The organism is Rhizobium sp. KNZ14-9A, assembly GCF_056755015.1.
The window spans coordinates 279,515-304,523 of sequence record NZ_JBPGXB010000001.1; the positions used below are offsets into that span (position 1 = coordinate 279,515).

The 25,009-nt window shown below is 58.9% G+C and carries 24 protein-coding genes and 4 pseudogenes; 20 read left to right on the plus strand and 8 right to left on the minus strand.

From position 1 onward, the window contains the following. Positions 1 to 9 precede the first annotated feature (9 nt). The 11 genes and pseudogenes from ACR9ZQ_RS01420 to ACR9ZQ_RS01470 all read left to right on the plus strand — a co-directional run bounded on the left by ACR9ZQ_RS01420 (position 10) and on the right by ACR9ZQ_RS01470 (position 9,330). Positions 10 to 1,020: an ABC transporter substrate-binding protein gene (locus tag ACR9ZQ_RS01420; RefSeq protein ID WP_481426652.1), complete on the plus strand. Its 1,011-nt coding sequence runs from the start codon at positions 10 to 12 to the stop codon at positions 1,018 to 1,020. Between the two features lie 52 nt (positions 1,021 to 1,072). Next, complete coding sequence (locus tag ACR9ZQ_RS01425; protein WP_481426653.1) at positions 1,073 to 2,122, plus strand: amidohydrolase family protein; 1,050 nt, start codon at positions 1,073 to 1,075, stop codon at positions 2,120 to 2,122. After that, positions 2,119 to 3,051 (plus strand): SMP-30/gluconolactonase/LRE family protein, encoded by a 933-nt coding sequence (locus ACR9ZQ_RS01430; protein ID WP_481426654.1) that lies wholly within the window; start codon positions 2,119 to 2,121, stop codon positions 3,049 to 3,051. Before ACR9ZQ_RS01425 ends, ACR9ZQ_RS01430 begins: the two co-directional genes overlap by 4 nt. Before the next feature lie 124 nt (positions 3,052 to 3,175). Further along, a complete protein-coding gene (locus ACR9ZQ_RS01435) occupies positions 3,176 to 4,237 on the plus strand; it encodes an ABC transporter substrate-binding protein (protein ID WP_481426655.1) in 1,062 nt (353 codons plus the stop codon). Next, the gene (locus tag ACR9ZQ_RS01440; protein ID WP_481426656.1) at positions 4,237 to 5,058 is read left to right on the plus strand and encodes an ABC transporter ATP-binding protein; all 822 of its coding nucleotides are present in this window, start codon (positions 4,237 to 4,239) and stop codon (positions 5,056 to 5,058) included. The genes ACR9ZQ_RS01435 and ACR9ZQ_RS01440 overlap by 1 nt, the downstream gene beginning before the upstream one ends. Then, entirely contained in the window at positions 5,051 to 5,941 is an 891-nt protein-coding gene (locus ACR9ZQ_RS01445; RefSeq protein WP_481426657.1) for an ABC transporter permease, read from the plus strand. Before ACR9ZQ_RS01440 ends, ACR9ZQ_RS01445 begins: the two co-directional genes overlap by 8 nt. 182 nt (positions 5,942 to 6,123) lie before the next feature. Next, a pseudogene (locus tag ACR9ZQ_RS01450) lies at positions 6,124 to 6,469 on the plus strand (MOFRL family protein); the annotation flags it as partial. A gap of 5 nt (positions 6,470 to 6,474) precedes the next feature. Continuing rightward, a complete protein-coding gene (locus tag ACR9ZQ_RS01455) occupies positions 6,475 to 7,644 on the plus strand; it encodes an alpha-hydroxy acid oxidase (RefSeq protein ID WP_481426658.1) in 1,170 nt (389 codons plus the stop codon). A 304-nt stretch (positions 7,645 to 7,948) separates the two neighbouring features. Next, positions 7,949 to 8,605, plus strand: a pseudogene (locus ACR9ZQ_RS01460) (thiamine pyrophosphate-dependent enzyme); the annotation flags it as partial. 21 nt (positions 8,606 to 8,626) lie between these two features. Then, positions 8,627 to 9,262 carry a 5-deoxy-glucuronate isomerase gene (locus ACR9ZQ_RS01465; protein WP_481426659.1) on the plus strand — a complete coding sequence of 212 codons (636 nt, stop codon included), beginning with the start codon at positions 8,627 to 8,629 and terminating at the stop codon, positions 9,260 to 9,262. Then, positions 9,259 to 9,330, plus strand: a complete 72-nt coding sequence (locus tag ACR9ZQ_RS01470) for a 5-deoxy-glucuronate isomerase (RefSeq protein ID WP_481427265.1) — start codon at positions 9,259 to 9,261, stop codon at positions 9,328 to 9,330. The genes ACR9ZQ_RS01465 and ACR9ZQ_RS01470 overlap by 4 nt, the downstream gene beginning before the upstream one ends. Positions 9,331 to 9,801: 471 nt before the next feature. Here ACR9ZQ_RS01470 and ACR9ZQ_RS01475 read toward each other — a convergent pair whose 3' ends face one another. Genes ACR9ZQ_RS01475 through ACR9ZQ_RS01490 form a run of 4 tightly spaced genes read right to left on the minus strand, consistent with a single transcriptional unit; the run spans position 9,802 to position 14,443 of the window. After that, positions 9,802 to 10,575, minus strand: a complete 774-nt coding sequence (locus ACR9ZQ_RS01475) for a crotonase/enoyl-CoA hydratase family protein (protein WP_481426660.1) — start codon at positions 10,573 to 10,575, stop codon at positions 9,802 to 9,804. A 39-nt stretch (positions 10,576 to 10,614) separates the two neighbouring features. Further along, on the minus strand, positions 10,615 to 12,774 hold the full coding sequence (locus ACR9ZQ_RS01480) for an acetate--CoA ligase family protein (protein WP_481426661.1): 2,160 nt from the start codon (positions 12,772 to 12,774) through the stop codon (positions 10,615 to 10,617). A 48-nt stretch (positions 12,775 to 12,822) separates the two neighbouring features. Then, positions 12,823 to 13,257, minus strand: a complete 435-nt coding sequence (locus tag ACR9ZQ_RS01485; RefSeq protein ID WP_446957023.1) for a Zn-ribbon domain-containing OB-fold protein — start codon at positions 13,255 to 13,257, stop codon at positions 12,823 to 12,825. Between the two features lie 13 nt (positions 13,258 to 13,270). Then, on the minus strand, positions 13,271 to 14,443 hold the full coding sequence (locus ACR9ZQ_RS01490) for a thiolase family protein (RefSeq protein ID WP_481426662.1): 1,173 nt from the start codon (positions 14,441 to 14,443) through the stop codon (positions 13,271 to 13,273). 191 nt (positions 14,444 to 14,634) lie between these two features. Here ACR9ZQ_RS01490 and ACR9ZQ_RS01495 point away from each other — a divergent pair, with 191 nt between their 5' ends. Beyond that, entirely contained in the window at positions 14,635 to 15,300 is a 666-nt protein-coding gene (locus tag ACR9ZQ_RS01495; protein ID WP_481426663.1) for a TetR/AcrR family transcriptional regulator, read from the plus strand. Positions 15,301 to 15,595: 295 nt separating this feature from the next. Here the strand turns inward: ACR9ZQ_RS01495 and ACR9ZQ_RS01500 are convergent, their stop codons facing one another. Next, the gene (locus tag ACR9ZQ_RS01500) at positions 15,596 to 17,173 is read right to left on the minus strand and encodes a 4-hydroxyphenylacetate 3-hydroxylase N-terminal domain-containing protein (protein WP_481426664.1); all 1,578 of its coding nucleotides are present in this window, start codon (positions 17,171 to 17,173) and stop codon (positions 15,596 to 15,598) included. Between the two features lie 248 nt (positions 17,174 to 17,421). On the opposite strand from ACR9ZQ_RS01500, the gene ACR9ZQ_RS01505 reads away from it, so the two are divergent. From ACR9ZQ_RS01505 to ACR9ZQ_RS01540, 8 genes and pseudogenes are all read left to right on the plus strand, one after another. Next, the gene (locus ACR9ZQ_RS01505) at positions 17,422 to 18,036 is read left to right on the plus strand and encodes an FAD synthetase (RefSeq protein ID WP_481426665.1); all 615 of its coding nucleotides are present in this window, start codon (positions 17,422 to 17,424) and stop codon (positions 18,034 to 18,036) included. After that, positions 18,029 to 18,553, plus strand: coding sequence for a flavin reductase family protein (locus ACR9ZQ_RS01510; RefSeq protein ID WP_481426666.1), 525 nt, complete (start codon positions 18,029 to 18,031; stop codon positions 18,551 to 18,553). Before ACR9ZQ_RS01505 ends, ACR9ZQ_RS01510 begins: the two co-directional genes overlap by 8 nt. 51 nt (positions 18,554 to 18,604) lie before the next feature. Further along, positions 18,605 to 19,474 (plus strand): dioxygenase family protein, encoded by an 870-nt coding sequence (locus ACR9ZQ_RS01515; RefSeq protein WP_481426667.1) that lies wholly within the window; start codon positions 18,605 to 18,607, stop codon positions 19,472 to 19,474. 64 nt (positions 19,475 to 19,538) lie between these two features. Continuing rightward, a complete protein-coding gene (locus ACR9ZQ_RS01520; RefSeq protein WP_481426668.1) occupies positions 19,539 to 20,717 on the plus strand; it encodes a muconate/chloromuconate family cycloisomerase in 1,179 nt (392 codons plus the stop codon). Positions 20,718 to 20,725: 8 nt separating this feature from the next. Then, complete coding sequence (locus ACR9ZQ_RS01525) at positions 20,726 to 21,121, plus strand: hypothetical protein (protein ID WP_481426669.1); 396 nt, start codon at positions 20,726 to 20,728, stop codon at positions 21,119 to 21,121. Next, positions 21,118 to 21,987 (plus strand): alpha/beta fold hydrolase, encoded by an 870-nt coding sequence (locus ACR9ZQ_RS01530; protein WP_113319474.1) that lies wholly within the window; start codon positions 21,118 to 21,120, stop codon positions 21,985 to 21,987. Before ACR9ZQ_RS01525 ends, ACR9ZQ_RS01530 begins: the two co-directional genes overlap by 4 nt. A 7-nt stretch (positions 21,988 to 21,994) precedes the next feature. Next, a complete protein-coding gene (locus ACR9ZQ_RS01535) occupies positions 21,995 to 22,891 on the plus strand; it encodes a LysR family transcriptional regulator (protein ID WP_113319475.1) in 897 nt (298 codons plus the stop codon). Positions 22,892 to 23,139: 248 nt separating this feature from the next. Further along, positions 23,140 to 23,385 (plus strand): annotated as a pseudogene (locus ACR9ZQ_RS01540) (aromatic-ring hydroxylase C-terminal domain-containing protein); the annotation flags it as partial. Between the two features lie 18 nt (positions 23,386 to 23,403). Here ACR9ZQ_RS01540 and ACR9ZQ_RS01545 read toward each other — a convergent pair. The 3 genes and pseudogenes from ACR9ZQ_RS01545 to ACR9ZQ_RS01555 all read right to left on the minus strand — a co-directional run. Then, positions 23,404 to 23,562, minus strand: a pseudogene (locus ACR9ZQ_RS01545) (FAD-dependent monooxygenase); the annotation flags it as partial. Then, entirely contained in the window at positions 23,513 to 24,502 is a 990-nt protein-coding gene (locus ACR9ZQ_RS01550) for a hypothetical protein (protein ID WP_481426670.1), read from the minus strand. The pseudogene ACR9ZQ_RS01545 and the gene ACR9ZQ_RS01550, both read right to left, overlap by 50 nt. Before the next feature lie 100 nt (positions 24,503 to 24,602). Next, entirely contained in the window at positions 24,603 to 24,995 is a 393-nt protein-coding gene (locus tag ACR9ZQ_RS01555) for an ester cyclase (RefSeq protein ID WP_481426671.1), read from the minus strand. Positions 24,996 to 25,009 lie beyond the last annotated feature (14 nt).

Below are 25,009 nucleotides of genomic sequence, written 5' to 3' on the forward strand. Positions count from 1 at the left end.
GGAGGAACTATGCAGCTCAAACTTCAAAGCTTTGGCTTTATCACATCCCTGATTCTTGCGGCTGCGTCTCTGGCTTTGCCGCCAAATGCATTGGCTGGAGATGACAAGCCTATCTCGATCGCCGTTCAGTACGGCTATGCCTATCTTCCGGTGATCGTAGCAGAGCAGAAGGGCTATTTTGCCGAGCAGCTCAAGGCCAATGGATTTTCTGGTAAGGTAGAGATCAAGAAGATCAGCGGCGCACCGGCCATCAATGACGCGCTGATCAGCGGGACCGTCGATATCGGAGCATACGGCTTGTCCGGCATGTTGATCGCTGCTGAGAAAACAAAGTCGACGATCAATATTCGGGGTGTCGCCGTATTGTTGAACGGTGACAACGGATTTTACACAAACAGAGCCGATCTGAAGAGTCTGAAGGATTTGAACTCCAATGATCGCATTGCAGTAACCTCGACGACCGGCCAGCAGGGACTGCTCTTGCGCATGGCGGCAAAAAAAGAATACGGCGATGCCCGTCGTTTCGACACGCTCATGGTGCAACTGCCCCATCCCGATGCGACAAGTGCTCTACTGGCTGGGGGATCGATAACCGGCTACGTGGCTAATCATCCCTATAGCGACATTGTTGGCGCGGATCCGAAGATACACAAGCTCTTCAATTTCTCCGATTATTTTGGCCAGCGTGCGACGAGCGCGATATTGGCAACCACCGGGAAGTTCATGGAGGACCGGAAGGGTGCCGGCGAAGCCATCTTTTCAGGCCTGAAGGAAGCGGACGACTTCATCAGGAATAATCCGAAGGAAGCGGCTGCAATTTTTCTGGCATCTGAAAAATCACCCCTCTCACCGGATCACATCGAAAATATGCTGATTTCTGTCAAGGACGAGTGGAGCAGCGTCCCTAGCGGAGTCATTGCTTTCGCGGATTTCATGACCGAGAACGGCCTCCTGAGGAACAAACTTCAGAAGTGGCAAGACGCCTTCTTCGAGCCGGTTGCCTCAGGAACAGGGAACTGATCCGCGATCCGTCATCGGAAATCGCATCTATGTAGCAACGAGGTCGGAATTGTTGGCTGGAAATTCGCCCCATATTCCCGTGCGTCAGGACTGGTTGGCTCAGGAAAAGGAGGAGGTTCTTTTCCCCGACATGCCGATCCTTGATTCACACCATCATCTGTGGGACCGCGCCGGTCATCGCTATCTTTTCGATGAATTGCTCGAGGATGCGCGGCAAGGGCATAACATCCAGGCGACGGTCTTCGTGCAAAGCAGGTCGATGTACAACATCGACCAAGCGGACGATCTGCTGAGACCGGTTGGCGAGGTTGAATTCGCAAACGGCGTGGCAGCACGGTCGGCCTCCGGTCTTTACGGATCGTTCAGGGCTTGCGCCGGGATCGTCGGGTCCTGCGATTTGATGGCCGGTGACCGGATCGAAGCCGTTCTCGATCGGATGATGGCTGTTGGCGGAGAGCGCTTTCGCGGCATCCGCAACCAGACTGCCTGGCATGCAGATCCAGCGATTGCGACCAATCCTGCTCCTCCGGTAAAAGGGCTGCTTTTAGAGGCCACGTTTCGCGACGGCGCTCGCCGGCTGGGAGCGCGTGGGCTGACGCTCGATGTCTGGGCCTATCACACGCAACTCGCAGAATTCGAAGATCTGGCACGTGCTTGCCCGGACGTGGCGATTATTCTCGACCACCTTGGTGGTCCGCTGGGGGCCGGACGTTATAGAGGGCGGCGCGAGGAGGTGCTGGCCGACTGGCGCGCGTCCATGGCAAAGATCGCAGATCTGCCGAATGTCTACGTCAAGCTCGGCGGCCTTGCGATGGGGGCGGGGGGATTTGATTTCCATCTTTCCGCCCGCCCGCCCTCATCTGAGGTGCTCGCAGCGGCCTGGGACCCATATATTTCCTTTGTGATCGATCGCTTCGGTACGAAGCGCTGCATGTTCGAGAGCAATTTCCCGGTCGATAAGGGCATGGTTTCCTACCGCTCGCTCTGGAACGCCTTCAAGCGTCTGACCGAAAGTTTCAGTTCTTCGGAAAGGCAGGAGCTTTTCTTTTCGACGGCGACACGTGTCTACAATCTCGGCATTACGCCGGAAGGAGAGTTTTGATGTTCTTCGCACCCCCGCCGACCATCCAAACAGAAATCTTCTCGCGTATGCCGGACCGCTTTCGGCAACCGCGCAAGACACGCTGGGCTGATGTCAACCGATCCGGCATGGTGATTGATTCGTACCTTGAAGGTCCTTGCTTCGACAATCATGGCAATCTTTACGTGACTGACATTCCGTTCGGACGGATTTTCAGAATTACGCCCGACGGAGAGTGGGACCTCGTCAGCGAATACGATGGCTGGCCAAACGGCATGAAATTTCACAGCGAAGGCAAATTCTACATCACCGACTACAAGCGGGGCGTCATGCAGCTCGATGTTGGCACAGGGTCGGTCTCGCCGGTGATCGAAGAATACTTCTCTGAGGGGTTCAAGGGCGTCAATGACCTGGTCTTTGCCGCTAACGGTGATCTTTATTTCACCGACCAGGGGCAGAGCGGACTTCAATCGCCAACCGGCCGGGTTTTCCGGTGGTCTGCGGCGGGAAAGCTTGAATGTGTGATGTCCGGAATCCCCAGTCCCAACGGGATCGTCATCGCGAGGGACATGAGTTATCTCCTCGTTGCCGTCACCCGAGCTCAGCAGATTTGGCGGGCGCCGCTTCATGACGGGGTCGCAACCAAAGTTGGCGTCTTCCTTCAACTGCATGGCGGGATGGGCGGACCGGATGGTCTCGCACTGTCCGAGGATGGAGAACTTTTTGTCGCCCAGACCGGCTTTGGCTCGATATGGCATGTGTCGCGGGTGGCCGAGCCGCTGCATCGCATTAAGTCCTGCGCCGGCATTTCGACGACCAACATGGCCTTCGATCCCAAGGACCGGCACGTCATGTACATCACCGAGTCCCAGACGGGCAGTATCTTGCGGGCGAGGCTCCCGGTTCGAGGTGAGGAATTGTACGCGGCTGGGGGTAGAGTAGCGCCTTAACGAAGATGATGGATACGAACGACGGTAACGAGCAGGTGTTGCCTAGCGTTAGAGGTGTGGTCTCCGCCGACCGGCGTCTTACCAACTAAAACTGCCTACCCATCGGGATGATGGGTAGGCTCTCATGATTGTCGTGAAGCTTTTAAAAGCGGTGAAACTCGTGGAGGAGTTCATGTTTAATCTGACAAGACGTCAATCTTTGGCTTTCGGTGGCATTGGCCTGCTGGCTGCCTGTGGAGCGCCTTTGATCGCCCGGTCGCAAGAGAAGAAGACCGTCAAGGTCGCCACGCAGTACGGTACGAGCCATCTCGCGACCACTGTCGCGGAAAAGCTGTTGCTCTTCCAGAAGCACGCAGAAAGCAATGGGATCGCCGGAACCGAATTTCAGGTGCAACGTGTTAGCGGCTCAACGGTCATCAACGACGGCATCTTCAGCGGTAGTCTCGATATCGGCGCGTATGGAGCCACTGCCCTTATTGCAGCCTGGGCCAAGACCAAAGGCTCCTACGACCTGAAGGGGATCGTGGCGTGCAATGAGGCGGTGTTGACGCTTTACACCAACGACCCGTCGATCAAGTCGATCAAGGACATCAAGCCAACGGACCGCATTGCGGTGACCGCCACGACGTCGCCCCAGGCCATCATGTTGCAAATGGCGGCCGAAAAGCAATTCGGAAAAGGGGAGGCCAAACGCTTCGACAAGCAGATGGTTCAGTTGCCGCATCCCGACGCAACGACCGCATTGATCACCGGAACAGGAATTACTCTCTACTTCGCCGCGCCTCCCTTCATCAGCACACTTGAGGCATCCAAGAAATGCTTCAAGGTCGTCGATGGTCAGGAGATCATGGGAGGGCCTTATTCCGGTGCGCTCTATGCTGCGACCCAAAAATTCGCAGACGCCAACCCGAAAGCGGTGACCGCGTTCGTGGGCGCTCTGAAGGAAGCCATGGATCTGATCCGGAACGATCCGGGTAAAGCGGCCGAGATCTATTTGGCTGCGGAGAAAACGAGCCTTTCCAAGGCTCAGGTTGAAGAGGCGATCCGTGGGCAGGTCTTCACAACCGAGCCACGCGGGATGCAGAGTTTCGCCGACTTCCTGGCAAGCACCGGCGCGATCAAGCAGGCACCTGCCAGCTGGCGCGATATGTTCTTTGAACCTATCAGCAAGGGAAACGGTAGCTGATGAATATGAACACGCAATTCGCAACTGGCACGCAAGGGGTGCCCGCATCATCGCCCTTACTTTCTGTGAACGGCGTTACTCTGCAATACAAGACGGGAGCCGCCATTCTCACGGCGACCTACAAGGTCAGCTTCGACGTCCAAAAGGACGATCGCTTTATTCTCCTCGGTCCGTCGGGCTGTGGAAAATCAACGCTTCTGAAAAGTGTCGCCGGCTTTATGGCGCCGGTCGAGGGTGACATCAAGCTCGCTGGCAAGGCGGTTAAAGGACCAGGCCCCGATCGCATGATGGTCTTCCAGGAATTCGACCAGCTCATGCCCTGGATGACTGTGATCGACAACGTCATGTTCCCGATGCGCCGGTCGGGACGCTTTCCGAAATCCGAGATCCGTGATCGTGCAAGGCGCGTGATCACCAAGGTGGGGCTATCGAAGTTCGAGAATTCCTATCCTCACATGCTTTCGGGCGGCATGAAGCAACGTGTCGCCATCGCGCGCGCTCTCGCCATGGAGCCGGCGATGCTTCTGATGGACGAGCCCTTCGCGGCCCTCGACGCACTGACCCGCCGGCGGATGCAGGAAGAGCTGCTTGAACTCTGGGATGACGTGCGGTTCACGCTTCTGTTCGTGACACACTCGATCGAGGAGGCGATCATCGTCGGCTCGCGAATTCTCGTTCTCTCACCACATCCCGGCCAGGTTCGCGCGGAGCTTGATGCGACCGCCTATGGGCATCAGCACCAGGGCGATGCGGACTTCATGGCCTTCAATCGAAAGATCAATCAGATGCTCTTCGGCGATCAGGAGGTTGCCCATGACTGAGGTTCTCACAGCACGGCCAACCCCATCGGCGAGGCCCGATCTGGAATACAAGACAGTTGATATCGCCCAGATCGGCAGCATCAAGCAGGACATCGGCTTTCTGGAAGGCCTTTTCAACATCACAGGGTTTCGCCGCGCGCTTGTCCTGATCGGGCTGTGTGCGATCTGGGAGGTTTACGCGCGTTACCTTGGCAATCCGCTGATGTTTCCGTCGTTCAGCGACACCATCACGACGCTCTGGGGCGATATCATCTCTGGTCGCCTGCCTTCCGCAGCGATAACCTCTTTGCAGGTTCTTGTGACCGGTTATGCGACGGCCATCGCGCTTGCCGCGGTTATGACGACGCTTGCGATCTCGACGCGCTTTGGCACGGACTTGCTTGCGACGCTGACGGCTATGTTCAACCCACTACCGGCGATCGCTGTTCTGCCGCTCGCACTTCTGTGGTTCGGCCTCGGCACCAGCAGCATCGTCTTCGTGATAGTCCATTCAGTCCTATGGGCGGTATCGCTCAACACCTTCACGGGCTTTCTTTCCGTGAGCCAAACCCAAAAGATGGCTGGCCGGAATTACGGTCTTGGCGGTTTGCGGATGGTGTTCTTCATCCTCATTCCCGCAGCCTTCCCGTCGATCCTGTCCGGCTTGAAGATTGGTTGGGCCTTTGCATGGCGTACCCTGATTGCCGCGGAACTGGTGTTCGGCGTATCGGGGAATGCCGCCGGCCTCGGCTGGTACATTTTCGAGGCCCGAAACGCACTCGAAACCTCCGGCGTGTTTGCCGGACTGCTCACCGTCATCGTCATTGGTCTTGTGGTCGAAGGACTTGTCTTCCGGACGATCGAACTTCTGACAGTCCGCAAATGGGGAACCCAGAACGGTTAACGGCGGCATATACGGCGACAGCTTACGGCGATGCCGGCTGCTGTTTCTCGAATTCCAGAAATTAAAACAGACGAGGCGCACATATGAATGCGACGAACGCAAATGACGTGCACATTCAGGGCCGCGTGATGGTCACGGGACCTGCGCTTCCTCAGAATAGTGATCAACAGTGTGACCACGGTCAGCCGTTTCGCAAACCCGTAGTAATCCTTTCGGGAGGGGAAAGCACAGTCCTCTTCGCGGCAGAGGAAAAGGCGGACGAAAGACCGAGTTCCTCCTTTCGCTGGCGATCGAGATTGCCGAACATGGAGACATCACCGCTCTGGCAGCAGACACCGATGGGAAGACAATGCCGGAGCCTTTGTCGATGGTGGATCGGTGGCCACACTTCGAGCCGCGGGCCTCGATCCCTATGACCCGCTCGTCTCGAATGACGCCTGGACAGGGTTCAACGCCTCAAGCGATCTGTTCGTTACGGGCCCGACCGGAACCATCGTCAACGATTTCCGGGCGATCCTGATTGGATAAACAAAATGCAGGCAAACACGCGGGCCCTCGACAAATATCTTTGTCTTGATGACTTCGAAAGAGCTGCCAAACGCCATCTGCCGCGACCTCTTTTCGGTTACGTCGCAGGTGCCAGCGAGACCGGGGCATCGCTGCGCTACAACAGGGGAGACCTCGCCAACTATGCGTTCCTGCCTCGCGTGTTGAGGGATGTTTCTCAACGGAGCACAGGGAGGGCAATTTTTGGCGAGAGTTATAGCGCGCCATTTGGTATCGCTCCGATGGGCATCAGCGCCCTCATGGCCTACCGTGGTGATCTTGTTCTCGCCCAAGGGGCCAGCGAAGCGGGAATTCCCATGATCATGAGCGGGTCGTCCCTGATCAGGCTTGAAGAGGTGGTTGCGACTGCTCCCGCCACCTGGTTTCAGGCGTATCTTCCCGGAGAACCCGAGCGGATCGACGCCCTGGTGGATCGGGTGGCCGAAGCTGGGTTCAAGACACTCGTACTCACCGTCGATACCGCGGCATTGGCAAACCGAGAAAACAATATCCGGGCGGGTTTCTCCACGCCGCTCAGGCCGAGCCTCGCTCTTGCATGGCAGGGGGTCACTCATCCCCGGTGGACAGTTGGCACGTTCCTGCGGACGCTGCTCCGGCACGGTGTCCCGCATTTCGAGAACTCCTTCGCGACGCGCGGTGCACCGATCGTCTCCTCTCACGTCATGCGCGATTTCGGACGTAAGGACCATCTGAACTGGACACATCTCGAGCGCATCCGGAACCGGTGGGCTGGGAGGCTGGTGGTGAAGGGCGTTTTGCATCCTGACGATGCTGCCACCGCCCAGGTTCTGGGTGCTGACGGCGTAATCGTCTCGAACCACGGCGGAAGGCAGCTCGATGGCGCGATATCGCCTTTGGCCGCTCTCCCCGGGATCGTTCAACGCGTGGGCGAAAAGATGCCGGTGATGGTTGACGGTGGATTTCGTCGCGGTACCGACATCATGAAAGCTATTGCCCTCGGCGCATGCTTTGTCTTCGTCGGCCGCCCTTTTCTTTACGCGGCTGCGGTTGCCGGGTTGCCTGGTGTGATGAAGGCGGCAGAGCTTCTTCACGTTGAACTTCATCGTAACATGGCGCTCCTCGGTCTCTCGACAATCGACGAACTCACCAGGGAGTATGTCGTACAACTCGCGTGAGAGGCCAAAAAGCGGGGGCGACCTATACGGTATGTAGATGCTGCTCCGACATTTTGGTTGGGCCGATCAAACCAAGCAATGCCATGTTCCCGTCGAGCTCTGATCTGAGAACAGTGCCGGCCATCCGAATCCCGTCATGCCTGCGGCCGAGGCGGCGTACACAAGCGGGCGGCCGACGAACACAAATTTGGCTCCCATAGCTCAGGCTTTCAGAACGTCAGATCTAGGCCGAACCCTCCATCCAGCATAACCACTTTCTGGGTGTAGTCGATGCCGGTGAAATCATCCGAGCTCTGCCGAGCCAGCGCAGGTCATTGGCGCGGTGCAGCGGGTGGCAACGGACGACACTTTGGTTATGTGCGCCGCCGGCACCATGCCCGGCGCGCTCCAGGTACTGCGGCAATCCGCTCGCAATGGCTATCATATGGAATACGGCTATAGCTGCATGGGTTACGAAGTGGCGGGCGCCATGGGAATCCGTCTGGCGACTGTTCCAAGGAGGTCATCTGCTTCGTGGGCGATGGCAGCTACATGATGGCCAATTCTGAGCTCGCCACCGCGGTCATGATGCGAGTGCCATTCACTGTCGTGCTGACCGACAACCGAGGCTACGGATGCATCAACCGGCTGCAGCAGGAATGCGGCGGCGCCGAATTCAACAATATGTACAAGGAGTCGAACATCGAGGACCAGCCGGAGATCGATTTCGTTGCGCATGCCGCCTCCATGGGTGCCCACGCCGAAAAGGCCTTCGGCATTGCCGATCTCGAAGCCCGTATCGTCGCGGCGCGTACGCACCAAGCCGACCGTCATTGTCATCGACACCGAGGCCGTTAGCGGTACGGGAGCGGGCGGATCCTGGTGGGATGTCGCGGTACCCCAGCCAGGTGGACCGGAGCGGCTCGAGAAGGCCCGCGCCCATTACATCACCAATCGTGCGCTCCAGCGTCTTATTAACTGACGATACGGAAAGGTTAAGTCCATGGCAGATCTCATTCGAAAGCCCTTCGGTGACCATGGGAAGATCCATGAGATCACGCCAGCCGGGGCGGGGCGCTGTGTCGGTTTCTCTCTTTACCGCCTGCGGGCCGGGGAGGGCGCCGCCGAGGCTACCGGTTCGATGAAAGCAATCCTGGTGGTGGTGGAGGGCAAGGCAACCGTCGCGGCCGCCGGCAAAGATTGGGGTGAGCTTGGCGACCGTAGGGACGTGTTCGAGAAGACACCTCCTCATTGCCTCTACGTTCCGAACGGAATGCACTGGGAAGCGAAAGCGACCACCGACTGCAAAACCGCGGTGTGCCTGGCGCCGGGTAGGGCGGTCACGCCACGCGTCGCATCGGCCCTGATGGCATCAGCCTCACGGGCGGAAGGATTCAATGCGCGCTACATCAACAACATCGCCATGGAGGGTGAGGATTACTGTGACATCCTGCTGGTGACGGAGGTGTTCACGCCTACCGGGCATTGGTCATCCCATCCCAGCCACCGCCACGATGAGGATGATTTCCCGCGAATCACCTATCTGGAGGAGATCTATTATCACCGCCTCAAGCCACCCCCAAGAGGTTCGGAATCCAGCGGGTGTATACGGAAGACGGGTCTCTCGACGAGACGATGACTGTGAAGAACCACGATGTCGTCTTGGTGCCGCGCGGCCATCACCCCTGCGGTGCGCCTCGCGGGTAGGAGATGTACTATCTCAACGTGATGGCCGGCCCGCGCCGCTTCCAGGCCGATCCGGTCATGAGTGGTTGATGAACCGATGACGTCTGACGTTAGCGCATAAGCATCCGCGAGACCGGATTGGCTTGTGGTTTCAACACGCCCTCGGCTTATTCTATTACCGGGCTTTCTGCACTGTCTATCTGAAGAGCCTGCAGGATACCGAAGCGACTTTGCCAAGAAATCGACGATCTATGGCCGCAACCTCGGCCGTTCGCCGCAGGAGCTCGCCTGCACCGCGCGGCACGGATCGAACGGCGTTTCCTGTGCGGCGGAGATCGTACATGTTCATGAGTTTACTCCCTTGAGATGATGGACGGCGCCAGTCGGCCGGAAGTCGGTTGATGGCGAACTTCTCGAAACTGTTGACGGAAACGTCCCGACCCCGCCGAAACAGCCTGACAACAAGGTCAATGGTTGGGCTTTTCGGTTGAATTAGAACCGGATGTCGCGCTTTTGCAGGAAGGCATCGATGCCCGCCTTCGCATCGTCAGTGGTCAATGTAAGGGCTTGGGCGATGGCCTCAGTAAACAGACCCGGTCCGTCAGGCATCTCGTCGATCTGAGCCAGCGCGTTGAGCATGAGGTAGTTGGAGATCTGCGCATTTCCAGCCACGTTCTCGGCGATTTCCAAGGCCGTCTTGAGCGATTCGCCTGGCTCGACGAGGTAATGCGACAGGCCGAGCCGCTCGCCCGTCTCGGCGTCCAGCTTGCGTCCGGTGAGCATCAGTTCGGTTAACCTCGACACGCCAATGATCTTGGCGATGCGCACGCTGCCGCCACCGCCGAGAAAGATGCCGCGCCGCCCTTCCGGCAACTGGTAGAACGCAGTCTTGTCGGCGACGCGGATGTGGGTGGAGCAGGCCAGTTCCAGCCCGCCGCCGATCACCGCGCCGTGCAGGGCGCTGATGACTGGGCGGCCGCAGTTCTGAATGTCATCGAACAGGCGATGGCTCATGCGCGAACGCAGCACGCTCTCGAACGGGGATACATGCTGGTGTTCGGAAAGATCCAGTCCGGCGCAGAAGTGATTGCCGCGCCCGGCTATCACCACCGCGCGCACATCGTCGGTGAGGCGGTCAACGGCTTCTCGCAGACCATCGAAGATGCGCTGCGAGAAGGAATTACGCTTCTCCTCGCGGTTCAAGGTGATGATCGCTGTCCTGCCCTGAACTTCGTAAGTCACGACATCATTGGAAGGTGCACTCATTGGGTATTCTCCAGCTTGGTGGATTTCATTCTGGTCACTTCACGTGGTCACGATAAGAGCGTCCAGGGCGATCGCGCCTTTGCCTTGGCCATGGGCTACGAGCGGATTGATGTCGATCTCGGCGATTTGCGGTGCGGACAGCATTAGTCGGCCCACGACGGCCACCGCATCGGCCACGGCATCCAGATCGACTGGTTCCGCACCGCGGTAGCCGGTCAACAACTTGGACGCTCGCAGGTTGCGCAATTGCGCGACGATGCGATCATGTTGCAAATCGGCAGGCAGCAACTTTACGTCGGCCAACACTTCCGTCCAGATACCGCCCAGGCCGACCATCACCGTCGGTCCCCATTGCGCGTCGCGGCTGCCGCCGACGATTAGCTCCAGGCCGCGCTCGCCCATCGCTTCGATGAGCACGCCGTCGAGTACTAGATCGGGTTTGGCTTTCACCACGTTGGCGTGCAAGCGCTGCCAGGCTTCGCGCAGGCCGGCTTCGTCGCGGATGCCGACCAGCACTCCGCCAACTTCGCTCTTGTGCATCAGCGAGGCTGCTTGCGCCTTGATCACCACCGGGTAGCCGATGCGCGCTGCGATGGCCACCGCTTCGTCCACATTCCGCACCAAGCCACCTTCGGGCGTCTGGATGCCGAGCGAACGCAGGATCTCCTTGCCGCGCCATTCCGCCGTAGGGCCTTTTCCCAATGATGGCAGTTCGGACAAGAGGGTGACCGGAACTTCGGACCCTAGCGCCTGCCGTTGACGTAGCGTGCGTGCCAGCCCGGCCAGCGCGCGGATCGCCCGCTCCGGCGAGCGCATCAGCACGACGCCGTGCGTCTTGGCGCGTGCCACGATGGCATCTGGCAGCGGCACGTCTTCGTTCAAAAGCGTTAGAATAACTGGCTTGGTGCTGCGCTCGATCGCATTGAGGAAGTAGGTCAACCAAGGAACCAGCAGCGACGGCGAGGCGTGGGGAAAACACACCAGCAGGCTGCCGATGCTGGCATCGTGCAACAGTGCTTTGATGCCTTGTTCCAGCAATTGCGGTTGGAAGGCGACCGCAGTTCCGAGGTCGAGCGGATTGCGCGGCGTAAGGAATTCCGGCAGATGCTCCCTAAGCACTGCGGCCTGCTCATCGGAAATCGGCGGCATGTCCAGGCCGAGCGGCTCCGCATAATCCTGGGCGATGCCGCAGACGGCGCCGGAGCCCGTCACCAGTGCCAATCCGCCAACGGGCGGTTGTGGGAAACGCAACAGCAGCTGGCCGATATCGATGGCTTCTTCCAGGCTGTCCACCACCACTACGCCGGCACGCTCGGCCATCAGGCGTATGACCGCATGGTTGCCGGCCAGCGCCCCGGTGTGGGACTGCGCCGCCACTTGCGCCTTCTCGCTCTTGCCCGGATGCAGCATGACGACGCCTTTGCCTGCTGCGTGCGCGCGCTTTGCAGCGGCAATGAAGGCGCCGGCCGAACGTATCTGTTCCGCATAGATGATGACCGCACCGGTGGCCGGGTCGTCGGCGTAGTAATCCAACACCTCGGCCAGGCCGATGTCGGCCTCGTTGCCCGTGGTCAGCATGTACGAGATCGGCACCCCTCGTGCTTCGAGCGAGCTGGCAAGATGCACGCCAATGCCGCCGCTCTGTGCGGCGATCGCGATGGCTGGGCCGGCGTCGTCCTGCAACTGCGAAGGCAGGTCGATGGGAACCATCATCAAGTGGAAGCCATCGACATAGTTGTAGTAGCCGACGGTATTCGGGCCCAGAAGCGCCAGGCCACCGGTGCGAGCCACTTCGCCAATCTCGATCTGCTGCCTGCGACCTTCCTCCCCCATCTCGGCGAAGCCGGAAGCGAAGCAGACCGCTGCGGGGATGCCCAAGTCGATGCACGATCTCACAGTGTCCAGCACGGCAGCGGCGGGGACCATCAAGATTGCCAGATCTACACCGGCAGGCAATTGTGTGATGTCGGTGAGCACTGTACGCCCATGAAGGGTGCCGCCGCTGCGCCCCACCAGATGGATTGCGCCCCGATAGCCGCTCTTAAGCAGATTTCCCAGTACAAGCTGTCCGGCGGACCCCGGCTTGGACGACACCCCAATGAGGGCGACCGACGCTGGATTGACGATCGGCCTAAGCCTTGCTCCACCTGGCTTATACATTCCTTGGGACTGGCCCTCGTGATTACCTGTGTTCCTCATTTCATGTCCTCCCTTTAATGGTCCTCAATTGAGATGCCCGACGTGTTGTCAGGCCACCTCATCCGGCTGAAAAAGCAGCAGATGTGTCCCGTTTTCGAGTGGGAGCCAGTACGGTTTCACCCGGATTCCGACCTTGACCTGTGCCATGCTGGTCACCACGAGGTTGGAAATGACGTCCACCCCCACATCGAGGCGAACCAGCGCCACGACATACGGCTCATGTCCGCGCAAGGCGTTGTTGCCGCGATGTGTCAGCGTGTGGCTGAACAATTCGCCACGGCCATCGACTTCCTCCCATTGCAAGTCGCTGGTGCCGGTGGCGATGCTCACAGGACGTGGAAAGAACTGGTACTGTCCGGTCCGCGTGCAGCGCTGGATCAGCAGCCGCTTCTCCCGCGTGGCATCCCAGTAGGCTTGCGAGAAGCTGCGGGCGCGGATCGGACCGCGCGCAACGGACAGCGTGTCGTTGATGAGCAATGTCATGTGGGGTTACCTCTCAGGCATCGGGGACGAGGATGAGTGCGTTGCTGGAAAACCAGCTGTGGTTGCAGGTGAGCCAGCCAATACCAGTCACCAAAGCGTTGCGGGTATTCTTGAGCTGGCGCGGACCGCCGTCGCCGAACAGCTGGCGTACAGCCTCGACCAAGTTAGTGCCGCCGCCGGCCAAGCCGACCTGCCCGGCGGATATCTGGCCGCCGCCGGTGTTGAGTGGTAGGTCCCCGTCGTAGTCGAAGCTGGTTTCCCGGATGTAGGCGCTGCCCTGGCCCTTGCCGCAGAAACCCAGCATTTCCAGTTGTAGCAGGATTGCGATGATGAAGTCGTCATAGGGCTGGAACGAGCCGATGTCCTTCGGCTTGAGCCCCGCCTGCTTGAACGCCCTCTCGCCGGCGAGGCGATGGCCGGTTTCGGTGGCGTCGGAAATGCTTCTGCCGCCGTGCAGGTTGGACAGTTCGCCGTAACCGACTGGAACGACGAAGCGATCCAGCTGCTTGTTCTTGGCATTCTTGCGGCTGGTTACCAACAGGCCATTGGCGCCATCGGCCGGCATCACGCAGTCCAACAGACGCACCGGCTCGCTGATCATGCGCGAATTCAGGTAGTCCTCGACCGTGATCGGCTTGCGCAGCTTCTCGCAGGCGTTGGCGTTGAGGAGGGCGTGGTTTCGCTGGGCTACCGCAAGCTTCCCCAGCGCGGCAAGGTCGAGCCCGTATTCGTGCTCGTAGCGCGTGGAGATCAGACCGAACGCGCCCGGCGGTCCCATCTCGCCGTAGGGATCGATCCATTCTTCGTGGAAACCATAGGTCTCGAACTGGTATTCGCGTGTCGGGGTGTCGCTGTTGAGCAGCAGCACCGTAGAGCACAGGCCGGCGTCTATCGCTGCCGCAGCCCTGGCGACCGAGGCGACCGACGAGCACCCGCCCAGTTCGGTCTTGTCACAAAAGTTCAGCTGTAGCCCCAGGTAGTCGGCCAGCATCTGTGACCAGAATTCATTTTTCGCCGTCGAAATGGATGGCGTGACGATCATGCCGTCGATCTCATCCTTTTCAAATCCGGTCGTGTTCAGCAGCGAATTGAGAACTTCACCTGCTAGGCCAAGGACATCAATCGGGCTTTTGACCGTGATCTTCGTCTCGGCATAGCCGACGATCGCAGTGTCGCGCAGTGGCATTTCGGGTTTCCTCCTCTGGTGGGCGTAAGATTTTATAATTGAACAACATGTCTAATGCAAGATATTTTGAATCGAACAATGTGTAAAATACAAGACGTTTGAAGGGAGCGCTCGCCAAGGCGACGACGGTCCCTTTCAATCGAGGGCGTAGTCGCGTTATGTTGCAAGAAAACAGTTCGAAGGATGGTCGGTTGGGTAAGAAAGTGGAGTCCGATGCCGTCGTGGCACGAAGGGCCGAAGTCGCAAGGGCACGCAGGGAGCGTTCCCGCCAAGCATTGATGAGTGCGGCCTTCGACCTATTAGGCAGAGAGTTCGGACGGATCGACAACGTTGATGCGATCGTCGTACAGGCAGGGGTAACGCGCGGCACGTTTTACAACAACTACGGCAGCCTAGAAGAGCTTTTGAAGTACCTGTCCAAGCACATTACGCATGGCTTTAATCTCAAGGTGCTGGAGTACATCGGCTCCATTTCCGCGCCCCCCGAACAGGCGACAATTTTCACAAAGGCCTACATGCAGAAAGCATCGGCGGATCACCGCTGGGGCTGGGGGATGGTCAATCTCTCTCTTTATGGCCCCATCCTCGGATCTGCCTCCAGCCGGATGACCGAATCGAATGTCAGACGGGGGATCGAGTCAGGCGACTACACCTGCGCATCGGTCAGTGTGGGATGCGATCTCGCCTCCGGTGCGTTGCTTGCCGGCATGATGCGTATCCTTCGCGAAGGCAACAGCAAGGGTTATATATCGGGTGTAGCGCAGGGCGTGATGCTTGCTTTGGGTGTGCAGGAGGAACGCGCCAAATTGCTGGCCAGGAAACGACTGCCATCCACCCTCGGCTTGGCCTTCAGTTGAGAGCTGCAGCACGGGTCAACTGCGTGAAGACTTGTGGGATGGCCTCCGACTGCGTATCCGCATCACGTGGACGCAGGTCCCCCTCCCGGAAGCGAGCCGGGAAAATGAGTTGGTGAAAACTAAGTTTTTGCGGGGGAGCTCGCTTCTTCCTCCGTTGCGCCCGACTGCAGGTATTAGCCCGGCGTTCTAAGTCACGCACATGCCTGCGCCGGTGGCGAACATCATTGTTCGCCGACCGGCTTTATGGCACCGCGTATCGCCTCGAGTCTGCGGGCGGTGACCGCTCCGCCGTGGCTCAGCTCTGCGTCATGCGGCGGCCGACAAGGCTGATATCGTCGGGATTGACGAGGTCACCGCTTGTCCAGCCGGACAAGTCGTATTCGCTCATGCAATCCTTTACCATCGACTGCATGGCCGCGAGATCGCCGGTGGCGGTGGCAGCTCCCAGGGTCTCAATACGGAGATTTTCGTAGTTGCCGGCGTAATTTCGCTCGTAGAGTTCGTGGCGGCCGCCGAATTCCGTACCGATTGCGTCCCAAAGAAGCTTGAGGAGCTTGACGCGGTCGAGTGCTGCATAGCCGTTCGACCCACGGACGAAGCGGTCGAGATAGGGGCGAACGGCCTCGCTTTCGAAGTCTGCGGCGCTGGACGGCAGATAGATTAGACCGCTGGCAACATGGCGCTCTATAAGTTCCTTGATCCGCGGATAGGCCTGGGGCGCGAGCACGCGATAGGCGAGGCCGGCATTCAAGTTGGGCAGGTTGTAGCCGTCGGTGCCCTGCCAGGGAACGGGCGACTTGACCATTGCATCGCTCAGCGCGTGGAACGTGTTGCGCCAAGCAATTACTTCACCGACACCCGCCTGCACGCCGCGGAAATCCTTCGAACCAGTCGCCTCCACTGCCATCGAGAAGAGGCCGGCGATGAAGTCCAGTTTGACGGAAAGACGCGTAAGACCGTGCAGGGTGAAGCGCGGAATAAAGCCGGATGCCGGGAAGAACTGGTTGATCTTGTCGACATCGCCATAGACGAAGATGTTTTCCCAAGGCACGAGGACCTTGTCGAAGACCAGAATGGAATCGTTTTCGTCGAGGCGGCTGGAAAGCGGATAGTCGAACGGGGAACCGGTCGCGGCGGCATTGAACTCATAGGACGAGCGCGCAATCAGCTTGATGCCGGGCGAGTCCATCGGTGCCGTGAAGATCAGCGCGAAGGACTTGTCCTTGATCGGGATGCCGTAATGGGCGATGAAGTTGTAATGGGTAAGCGCCGACCCCGTGGCCACCACTTTGGCACCCGAGACGATCAGACCCGCATCCGTTTCCTTTTCAACATGCATGAAGACGTCGCGGACTTCCTCAATGGGGCGGTCACGGTCGATGGGCGGATTGACGATGGCGTGGTTCCAGTAGTCGAGACGTTCCTGCGTCTGGCCATACCATCTGCGGGCATTTTCGGCATATTCCCCGTAGAAAGCGGAGTTTGCGCCCAGGGTGCCGAGGAAGGATGCCTTGTAGTCCGGCGAACGCCCCATCCAGCCATAAGAAACCTTTTGCAGTTCGGCGATGGCATCGCGCGATTTCACAAGATCTTCCGTCGTCTTGGAGCCGAGGAAGAAGGGGTGGGTGAGCTTGCCCGAACCCGTATCGGTCAACACGCCGATTTCGTTCTTCTTCTCATGGAAACGGTCGTACCAGCGGGCGACCATGCGGGCCGAATTCCGGAAGGCCGGATGCTCGGTGACGTTTTTCACGCGTTCGCCGTAGATATAGATCTCGCGGCCGTCCTGGATGCTTTCCAGGAATTCCGCGCCTGTATAGGCGTCGGTCGTTTCCTGATGGTCAGGACTCCGCTTGGCAGCCATGTTGTGCATGTCGTTTCACTCCTCCGTTTGCCCGGCCAAGATATCTGCAAGCCGGTAATTGACCTCGGGGGAGCGCACTCCTGACGCTTCCCGTTTCGTCAGAATCATGCGTCGGAATAGGCTCGAATGATAGGTATCATGCGATACCGGATCGGGTATCGCCATGACCCATATCCAGCGGTAGCATCCAGCAAGATCGACGCTTGAGTGCCCATTTTTCAGGGCTGCGCTCAGCAGCGATCGCATTGGAGGAGATCATGCAGCAGCATCTTGAATTCCCCGCTTCGATCCATCGGCAGGACACTTTGAAACTGTCGGGCTGCGTTCTGACGATTGGTGCGTTCGATGGTGTCCATCGCGGTCATCAAGAGCTGATCGGCACTGCCGTACGTCACGCCCGCAGGCTTGGTCTCCCCTCTGTCGTCTATACGTTTGATCCGCCGCCAAAGGCCCTGCTGGCCGGCGCCCAGCCGCTGACCGAAATTGGCGACAAGCTTGCCCGGATGTCGGCGCTCGCACCCGATCATATCGTCGTCGCGCCTTTCGATACGGCCTATCGGGCACGCACGGCGGAGGATTTCATCAGAGAGATTGGCGCGTTCAACCCGCACATGATCTGGGTTGGCGAAGATTTCCGCTTCGGTTCCTGCAAGCGCGGAAATAGCGAGATGCTGGCGCGTTACTTCGACACGCGCATCTTGCCGGCCGTACGTTGCGAGGCAGGCGAAATCGTCTCCAGCAGCCGGATCCGCGCACTCAAGGCGGCCGGCCGGTCGAACGAGGCCGCCAGCCTTGAGGGGTGGCCTGGCATTCGGTTCGATAGATGTCCGTCGGCGAATTCTCCTCTAACCAATGGTGACTACCATGTCTGATGTTGAGCCTCGAGCCTTCCGCGACGCGTGCGGCGCTTTCGCCACGGGTGTCAATGTCATCACCACACTTTGCGACGGGCACGATCACGGCATGACGGCAAACGCCTTCATGTCCGTTTCGCTCGATCCGCCGCTTATAGCCATTTCCATTGCCGAGAAGGCAAAGATGCTGGGCAAGATACAGCGTGCCGGAAGGTTTGCAGTCAGCGTGCTTGCCTCCGGCATGGATCCGATCGCCTGGCATTTTGCGGGAAAGCCGAACGACAACCTGCGGAATCTCTTCGAGACCATTGGCGGTCTGCCGGTTGTTCGAGGCGCCCTGGCGACCTTTGTCGCCGAGGTCCACGACGAGATTCTGGCCGGCGATCATACGATATTTCTGGGTCGCGTGACTACGCTCGTCCAAGCTCCGGAGCCGCAACCGTTGCTGTTTTTCAAGGGCAAGTTCGGGGAGATCGAGGACACCCGGCGTGCGCCGGCCAGTATGCTGCAATTCGAAACAGAGCTGATGTGGTGAGATCTCCTCATCGGTCCGCAAATACAACGAGACGCATCCAAGGAGGAGAAAATGCGAAACGTCACCCAGCAGAACATATCCGATGTCGTGATCGCGGCATTGTCGGTGGATATTCCCGCTCGTAACCGGGAGATCCTGACGAGCCTCATCCGCCATATCCATTCATTCTGCATCGAAGCGAAGATCACACATGCGGAACTCATCGCTGCTTGTCAGTTCCTGGTTCGCGCCGGGCACATTTCTGATGACGCCCGCAACGAGTTCATCCTGCTGTCCGATATTCTTGGCGTGGAAGTTCTCGTTGACATGCTCGACCACAAGGTGACCGATGGCGAGAGCGAATCCACCGTCCTCGGCCCGTTCTATCGCGAAAATCCGCCCATTCTGCCCAAGGGCGCTTCCATCATCCAGAAGCATTTTGAGGGCAGCCAGACAGTACGGGTCAATGGCACGATCCGCGATACGACAGGCCAGCCCATTTCCGACGCGATCATCGATGTCTGGGAAGATGCGCCAAACGGTCTTTACGAACAGCAGGATCCCGACCAGCCGGATTACAACCTGCGCGGCCGCTTCATGACCGACGCGAACGGCGAATACAGTTTTGTCGGCATTCGGCCGGCACCTTATCCAATCCCATATGATGGCGCTGCCGGCGAGTTGCTCAATTACATGGGTCATCATCCGTGGCGGCCCGGCCATATCCACTTCATGATCCAGAAGGATGGCTATCAGGGGCTCGTATCGCAGATCTACGATGCCGATACCCAATATCTCGACCACGACTCGGTCTTTGCCGTCAAGGAAAGCCTGATCGGTAAGATGAACCAGACTCCGGCGGGCTCAGACACCGACCTGGTCATGCAGTTCGATTTCAAGCTCAAGCCTCTCGCAGGCCAGACGGCAATCGCTGCGGAATGATAGAAAACCCCGTTCGATCTTTCCCCGGTCGGGCGGGGGCTCGTTTTTGACAGGTAATGTAGACATGACGCTCGCTTTCACAGAGACCGTTGTCCCCCATGATCGCGCACCGGATCTTCTGCACGACACGCTGATCCGCTCTGTGACGGCGACGATCATCGAAGCACCGACCGTGCGTCAGCACAAGCTCTCGAATACAGAGATCGCCTATCAGGGGTTCGTTCTGGTGCGTGTGCAGCTCGAGAACGGTGTGGTGGGCGTGGGCGAGGCCTCGACGCTTGGCGGCCCCCGCTGGGCAGAGGAAAGCGTGGAATCGATATGGGCGGCCATCACCCATTATCTGGCTCCGGTCCTGATCGGCCAGCCGGCCATACACTTCGAGGCCAACGCGGTGCGGATGGGCAAGGCCGCAACGCGCAACTTTTCCGCAAAGGCTGCGGTCGAATCCGCGCTTTTCGATGGCGTCGGACACTCCCTGGGCCTGCCTGCGAGTGCCCTTCTGGGCGGCGCGGTGCGCGACCGTATCGGCGTGATCTGGGCGCTGGCGTCAGGAGATCCGGTTCAGGAGCTTGAGGAGGCGCGCGAAAAGCTTCGCCTGCGTCAGCACAAGGAATTCAAGATCAAGCTAGGCTTCAACACGCCGGAAACCGATATCAAGCGTTTGCAGCAGCTACGAAACGGCCTGGGCGATGACGTAAAGCTTATCGTCGATGTCAACCAGGCATGGAGTGAAGCGCAATGTATCCGTCTGTTTCCGGCTCTCGACGAACTGGATATCGCGCTGATCGAACAGCCTGTCCCGGCCAGTCAGCGGGAAGCCATGGCCCGTATCGCTGCCCGCACCCGCATCCCTCTTCTGATTGATGAAGCCGCCTTTACCAAGGAAGAACTAGCAAGCGTTGCGGCCATTGGCTGCGGCAGCGTCTATTCGCTCAAGCTGGTGAAGAGCGGAGGGCTTCTGGAGCTCAAGCGCGCCGCCGGCGTGGCTCAGTCATTCGGTATAGAGCTTTATGGTGGCTGCCTGCTCGAGAGCAGTATCGGCGCGGCGGCGCATATGGCGGTGTTTTCCACCCTGCCAAAACTGGAATGGGGCAGCGAGCATTTCGGCCCCCGCATTCTGGTCGATGATCTGGTTGAAGAACCGCTGATCTTCGAGGAATTCGAGATCCGGCTGCCGCAAGGCCCGGGTTTGGGAATTGCGCTGGATGAAGATAAGGTGCGTGCTATGGCGCGCAGGAAGTGAGAGGTGCCATGAGTATCAACCGGCAGCAGGCCCGCCAGAGGCTGGAAGACATGGCGGTCGCTCTCGACCGCATGCCCTATATCGTGCGCATGGGACGGCTGTTCAACGAAACGGTCCTGATCGACATCGACGGGAATGAATTTTATCTCGCCTTCGACAAGGGCAGGGTAGCCGAGATCAAGGAGGGGCCGAGCAAGAAGCTGCCTTGGCGGTTTGCCTTGCGCGCTCAGGGCCAGGCGCTCTGGGAGTTCTGGCAACCCCTACCGCGTCCCGGCTATCACGATATTTTCGGCCTTGTGAAATACGGTTACGGCCGCATTGATGGCGATATTCTGACCTTGGTCAAGAACCTGCGCTATTTCAAAGAGTTCATGGCGCTCGGACGTCAGGAGGCGAATCCATGACAGAACATATTGAGGCAATCCTCGGCCGCTACGTCAATCTCGCTATCAACGGCGTTGCCCACCGCATATATTTCGAAGAAGCAGGCCAAGGCAGGCCGGTACTCTGTCTGCATACAGCGGGTGCCGATACGCGCCAGTGGCGTTTCGTGCTGAATGATCCCGACTTCACGAATGAACACCGCTACATCAGCTTTGACATGCCTTGGCATGGCAAGTCATTGCCGCCCGAGGGGTTTGAAACTGCAGAATATCTCCTCACCACCGAAGCCTATATCGACGCCATTCTCTCCCTCTGCGTCGCGCTGAAGCTCGACAGGCCGTTGCTCGCCGGCTGCTCGATGGGTGGGCGGATCGCTTTGCAACTGGCGGCGCTTTACCCCGACCGCTTTTCCGGCTTCATAGCCATCGAGGCGTCCGATTTCCAACCCGCTTGGTACGACATCGATTGGTTCCACCGGCCGGACGCGCATGGCGGCGAAATGGGGGCCGCACTGGTGTCTGCCAACATAGCCCCGCAGGCACCGAAACCAGAACGCTGGAACACGCAGTGGATGTTCATGCAATCCGGCCCGGGTGTGTTCCGCGGTGACCTGAGCTTTTACACCCAGGACGACAGTCTAATTGCACGGCTTGGCGCAATCGATACGACGAAAACCCCCGTTCATATCATGTGCGGTGAATATGATATGACCTGCACGCCGGAGGACGCACGCCGCACGGCGAAGGCAATTCAGGGCGCGACCCTTGCGATCATGAAGGACCTCGGTCATTTTCCGATGAGCGAGAACCCGAAAGCCTTCAAGCCCTATTTCATGAGGGCCATGAAGCACATGGCAGCTTCGACTGCAGAACTGACGGAAACCTAAAGAAGCGATGGACTTCAAACGACTGAGTTATTTTCTTGCTGTGGCGGAGGAACTGCACTTCGGCCGCGCTTCGACGCGGTTGGGGATCGCTCAGCCGCCTCTAAGCCGGCAGATAGCACAGCTTGAGAAGGAGATCGGCGCGGTCTTGTTCGATCGCAGTCGCAGCCAGATTCGCCTCACCCAGGCAGGAGAGCTTCTGCTGGAGCGGGCGAAGGAAATCCTCGAACGCGTCGACCAGACCGAGCGCGAGGTCATGAGGATCGGCCAAGGTGTCGCGGGTCGATTGCGGATCGCCTTTGTCGGCACGGCGACCTACGGATTGCTGCCCAACATCATTCGGGCCTTTCGCACAGCCAATCCCGCGATCGAGTTGGCGCTTTCGGCCATGAATAACGCTGATCTCAAACGAGCGCTCATCCAGCGCGAAATCGACATTGCGGTCGCCCGGCCCTCTATCGAGGATCCGGAAGTGAAATCGGAATCGCTTGGAAGGGAACCGCTGATCCTCGCGCTCCCCGATACGTTTGCGGAAGGCGAGCACGTCCTTGCCGATTTGAAGGGGGAGACGTTCATTCTCTACCCTCGGCGGCCCCGGCCGAGCTTCGCCGATTTCATCATCGATGTCTGCAAGAGGGACGGCTTCATTCCCGCCTCGCAGGTCATGGCGCAGGACTACCTCACGGCGATCAGTTTGGTTTCCGTCGGGGTTGGAATCTCGCTCGTTCCCCTCTCGGTGTCTCAGAACCAGCGCCCCGGAGTCGTCTATCGTGCCTATCGGGGTAGTAATCCCGGCACGGAATTGTCACTAAATTACCGCCGCGACAATCGCTCGCAGCATGTGTTCCGTTTCGTCTCCCTGGCCCGTCAAATGGCGCGCGAGCAAAGCCCGCCTCATCTTGGTTAACGCCGCCCTCGATCTCGTCCCCCGGCACGCACATCGGCTCGCCGTTGATCCGAGCAACAAGCCTGCCGACAACAAGGATTTCATGATCCTAGTCTTCTCCTCCTAAGAGCCACCTCCGGCCCGGTTATTATGCGTAGAACCATGGGCGCGCGACGAGCAGCTTCATCACCAGGCGACCACTCGCCCGGGTGCGAAGATCCCCCACGCATGGCTGGTAGGTGCCGACGGCAAGCGAGTATCGACTCTCGATGTCGTGGTTCACGCTCGTCACCGGGATCGCTGGGCAGGTGTGGGAGGAATCGGTTGCGGCGCTTGCCCTTCCGTACCTCCGATGCGTCCGCGTGGGAGCCGGAAAGTACTCTGACCCGTACTTCTACTGGGCCCGCATCAGGGAGATCGAGGAGGGCGGTGCCCTGCTTGTGCGGCCGGACGGTGTGATCGCATGGCGGCAGAAGCAGGCCGTCTCCGGCAAGCGGGATGTTAGCACTCTGTTGTCAAGCGTGCTGGCGCAGTGCCCGCGCGACGATCTGTCTTCCGTCCGGAGCGCGCTCCTCGCCATAGGATGCGAGATGCTCGAGGGTTGCGTATCCTTTGATCAAGGAGGCCAGCTTCCAGGCTAGGTTAAATCCGTCCTGGACGGACGTATTGAGACCGAGACCACTCGAGGACGGGATCGCCAACCACTACCTCAGCATGCGTTCCCTTGTTAGCGACGTCGCAATTAAGCTTTTTCCAAGCCGAAACGAGATAGGCCCCGGCCGGGATGGTAATAGGAGCTTCGATTATCGCGGTGGGTTCGAGACTGAGGTAAATCTTCACACGAGCCAACGGATCGCCTTTCATATTCCAGATATCTGCAAAATATTGGCCTGCAGGCGGCAGGATCGTCGCCGGCTCAAATATCAGCTTAGTGCACCCGTCCGAAAAAGCTTTGGTGATCCAGCCACCTTTCAGCGCGGCATTGGCCTTATCTAGATCACCCGAACTTATCCAAGACCGTACGAGGGTTGAGGAAATTCGTTCACCCCGAACAATCAGATCAGGAACGACGATGACATCGAATTCGCAGGCCAAGCCGAAAAGCCGGAGATCGTCGACCGAACCTCTGCGCCCTTTGCCGAAATGGAAGTCCTCGCCCACCACAACCGCCTTGGCGCCCAGTTGCCCTGCAAGCAATTGCGAGGCGAATCCCTCTGCAGACAGGTTGGCGAACTCCGAATCGAAACGCGGCATGAAGAGGAGGTCGATTCCCAGCCGCGCGCAGATCAACTGCTTGGCATTGCTTCCGGAGAGCCTGAAAGGCGTCGCATTGGGATTGAAGAACTGTTTGGGATGGGGCTCGCAGCTCATGATGCCGAGAGGGGCTTTGAGAAGCGCCGCATGCCGGCGTGCGGCCGTCAGTAGTTCCATATGGCCGATGTGCAACCCGTCAAAATTACCGAGAAGCAGGACGCTTCCCCAGACATGGTCGGGAACCGGTTGTCGCGCCTCGAGCACCACCACGCGGTTCGCACCTGCCGGTGCCAGAAGGGTGGCATCAAAATCGGGATGCCAGCTATGTTCGCCTATGTCTTTGGGTTGCATCGGCCTTCTCCGCCCGACCGTCTTCATCGAAAATCATATCACGACCGCCGTGTTGAAACACGGCCGAACCGCATCTGCCGGGATCACTGGCAATACCCTGGCAAGATTTTTCCGCGCTTTTGCGCCCTCATGTCATTAGATTGCTGAAGTCCTCGAAATGCCAGGTTTCAGCAATCGCGCCGTTCTCGATACGATGCATGTCCATGCCGTGGAAAACAGCGTGTTTTCCTGATGGCGCATGCCCGTAGAAATCCTTGATGTGGTGGCCCTCCAGCCGAATGCGCACCACCACATGATCCGCCTCCGCCACCACCTGTTCGGGGGTGATGTGCAGTCCTTCGAATGCCTTGCGAAAAGTGCCGACGACGCCGATCAGGCCTTCCGGGCCGGGGATCTGGCCTGGCGCCTCCGGATGGTCCGTCCAGACCGGTGACAGGATAGTACGAAAGATATCGGCATTGTCTGTGTTGAAGGCTTCATAAAAGCGGGCGACCAGTGCCTTGTTGTCGGTTATGGACATGATCTCTGCTCTCA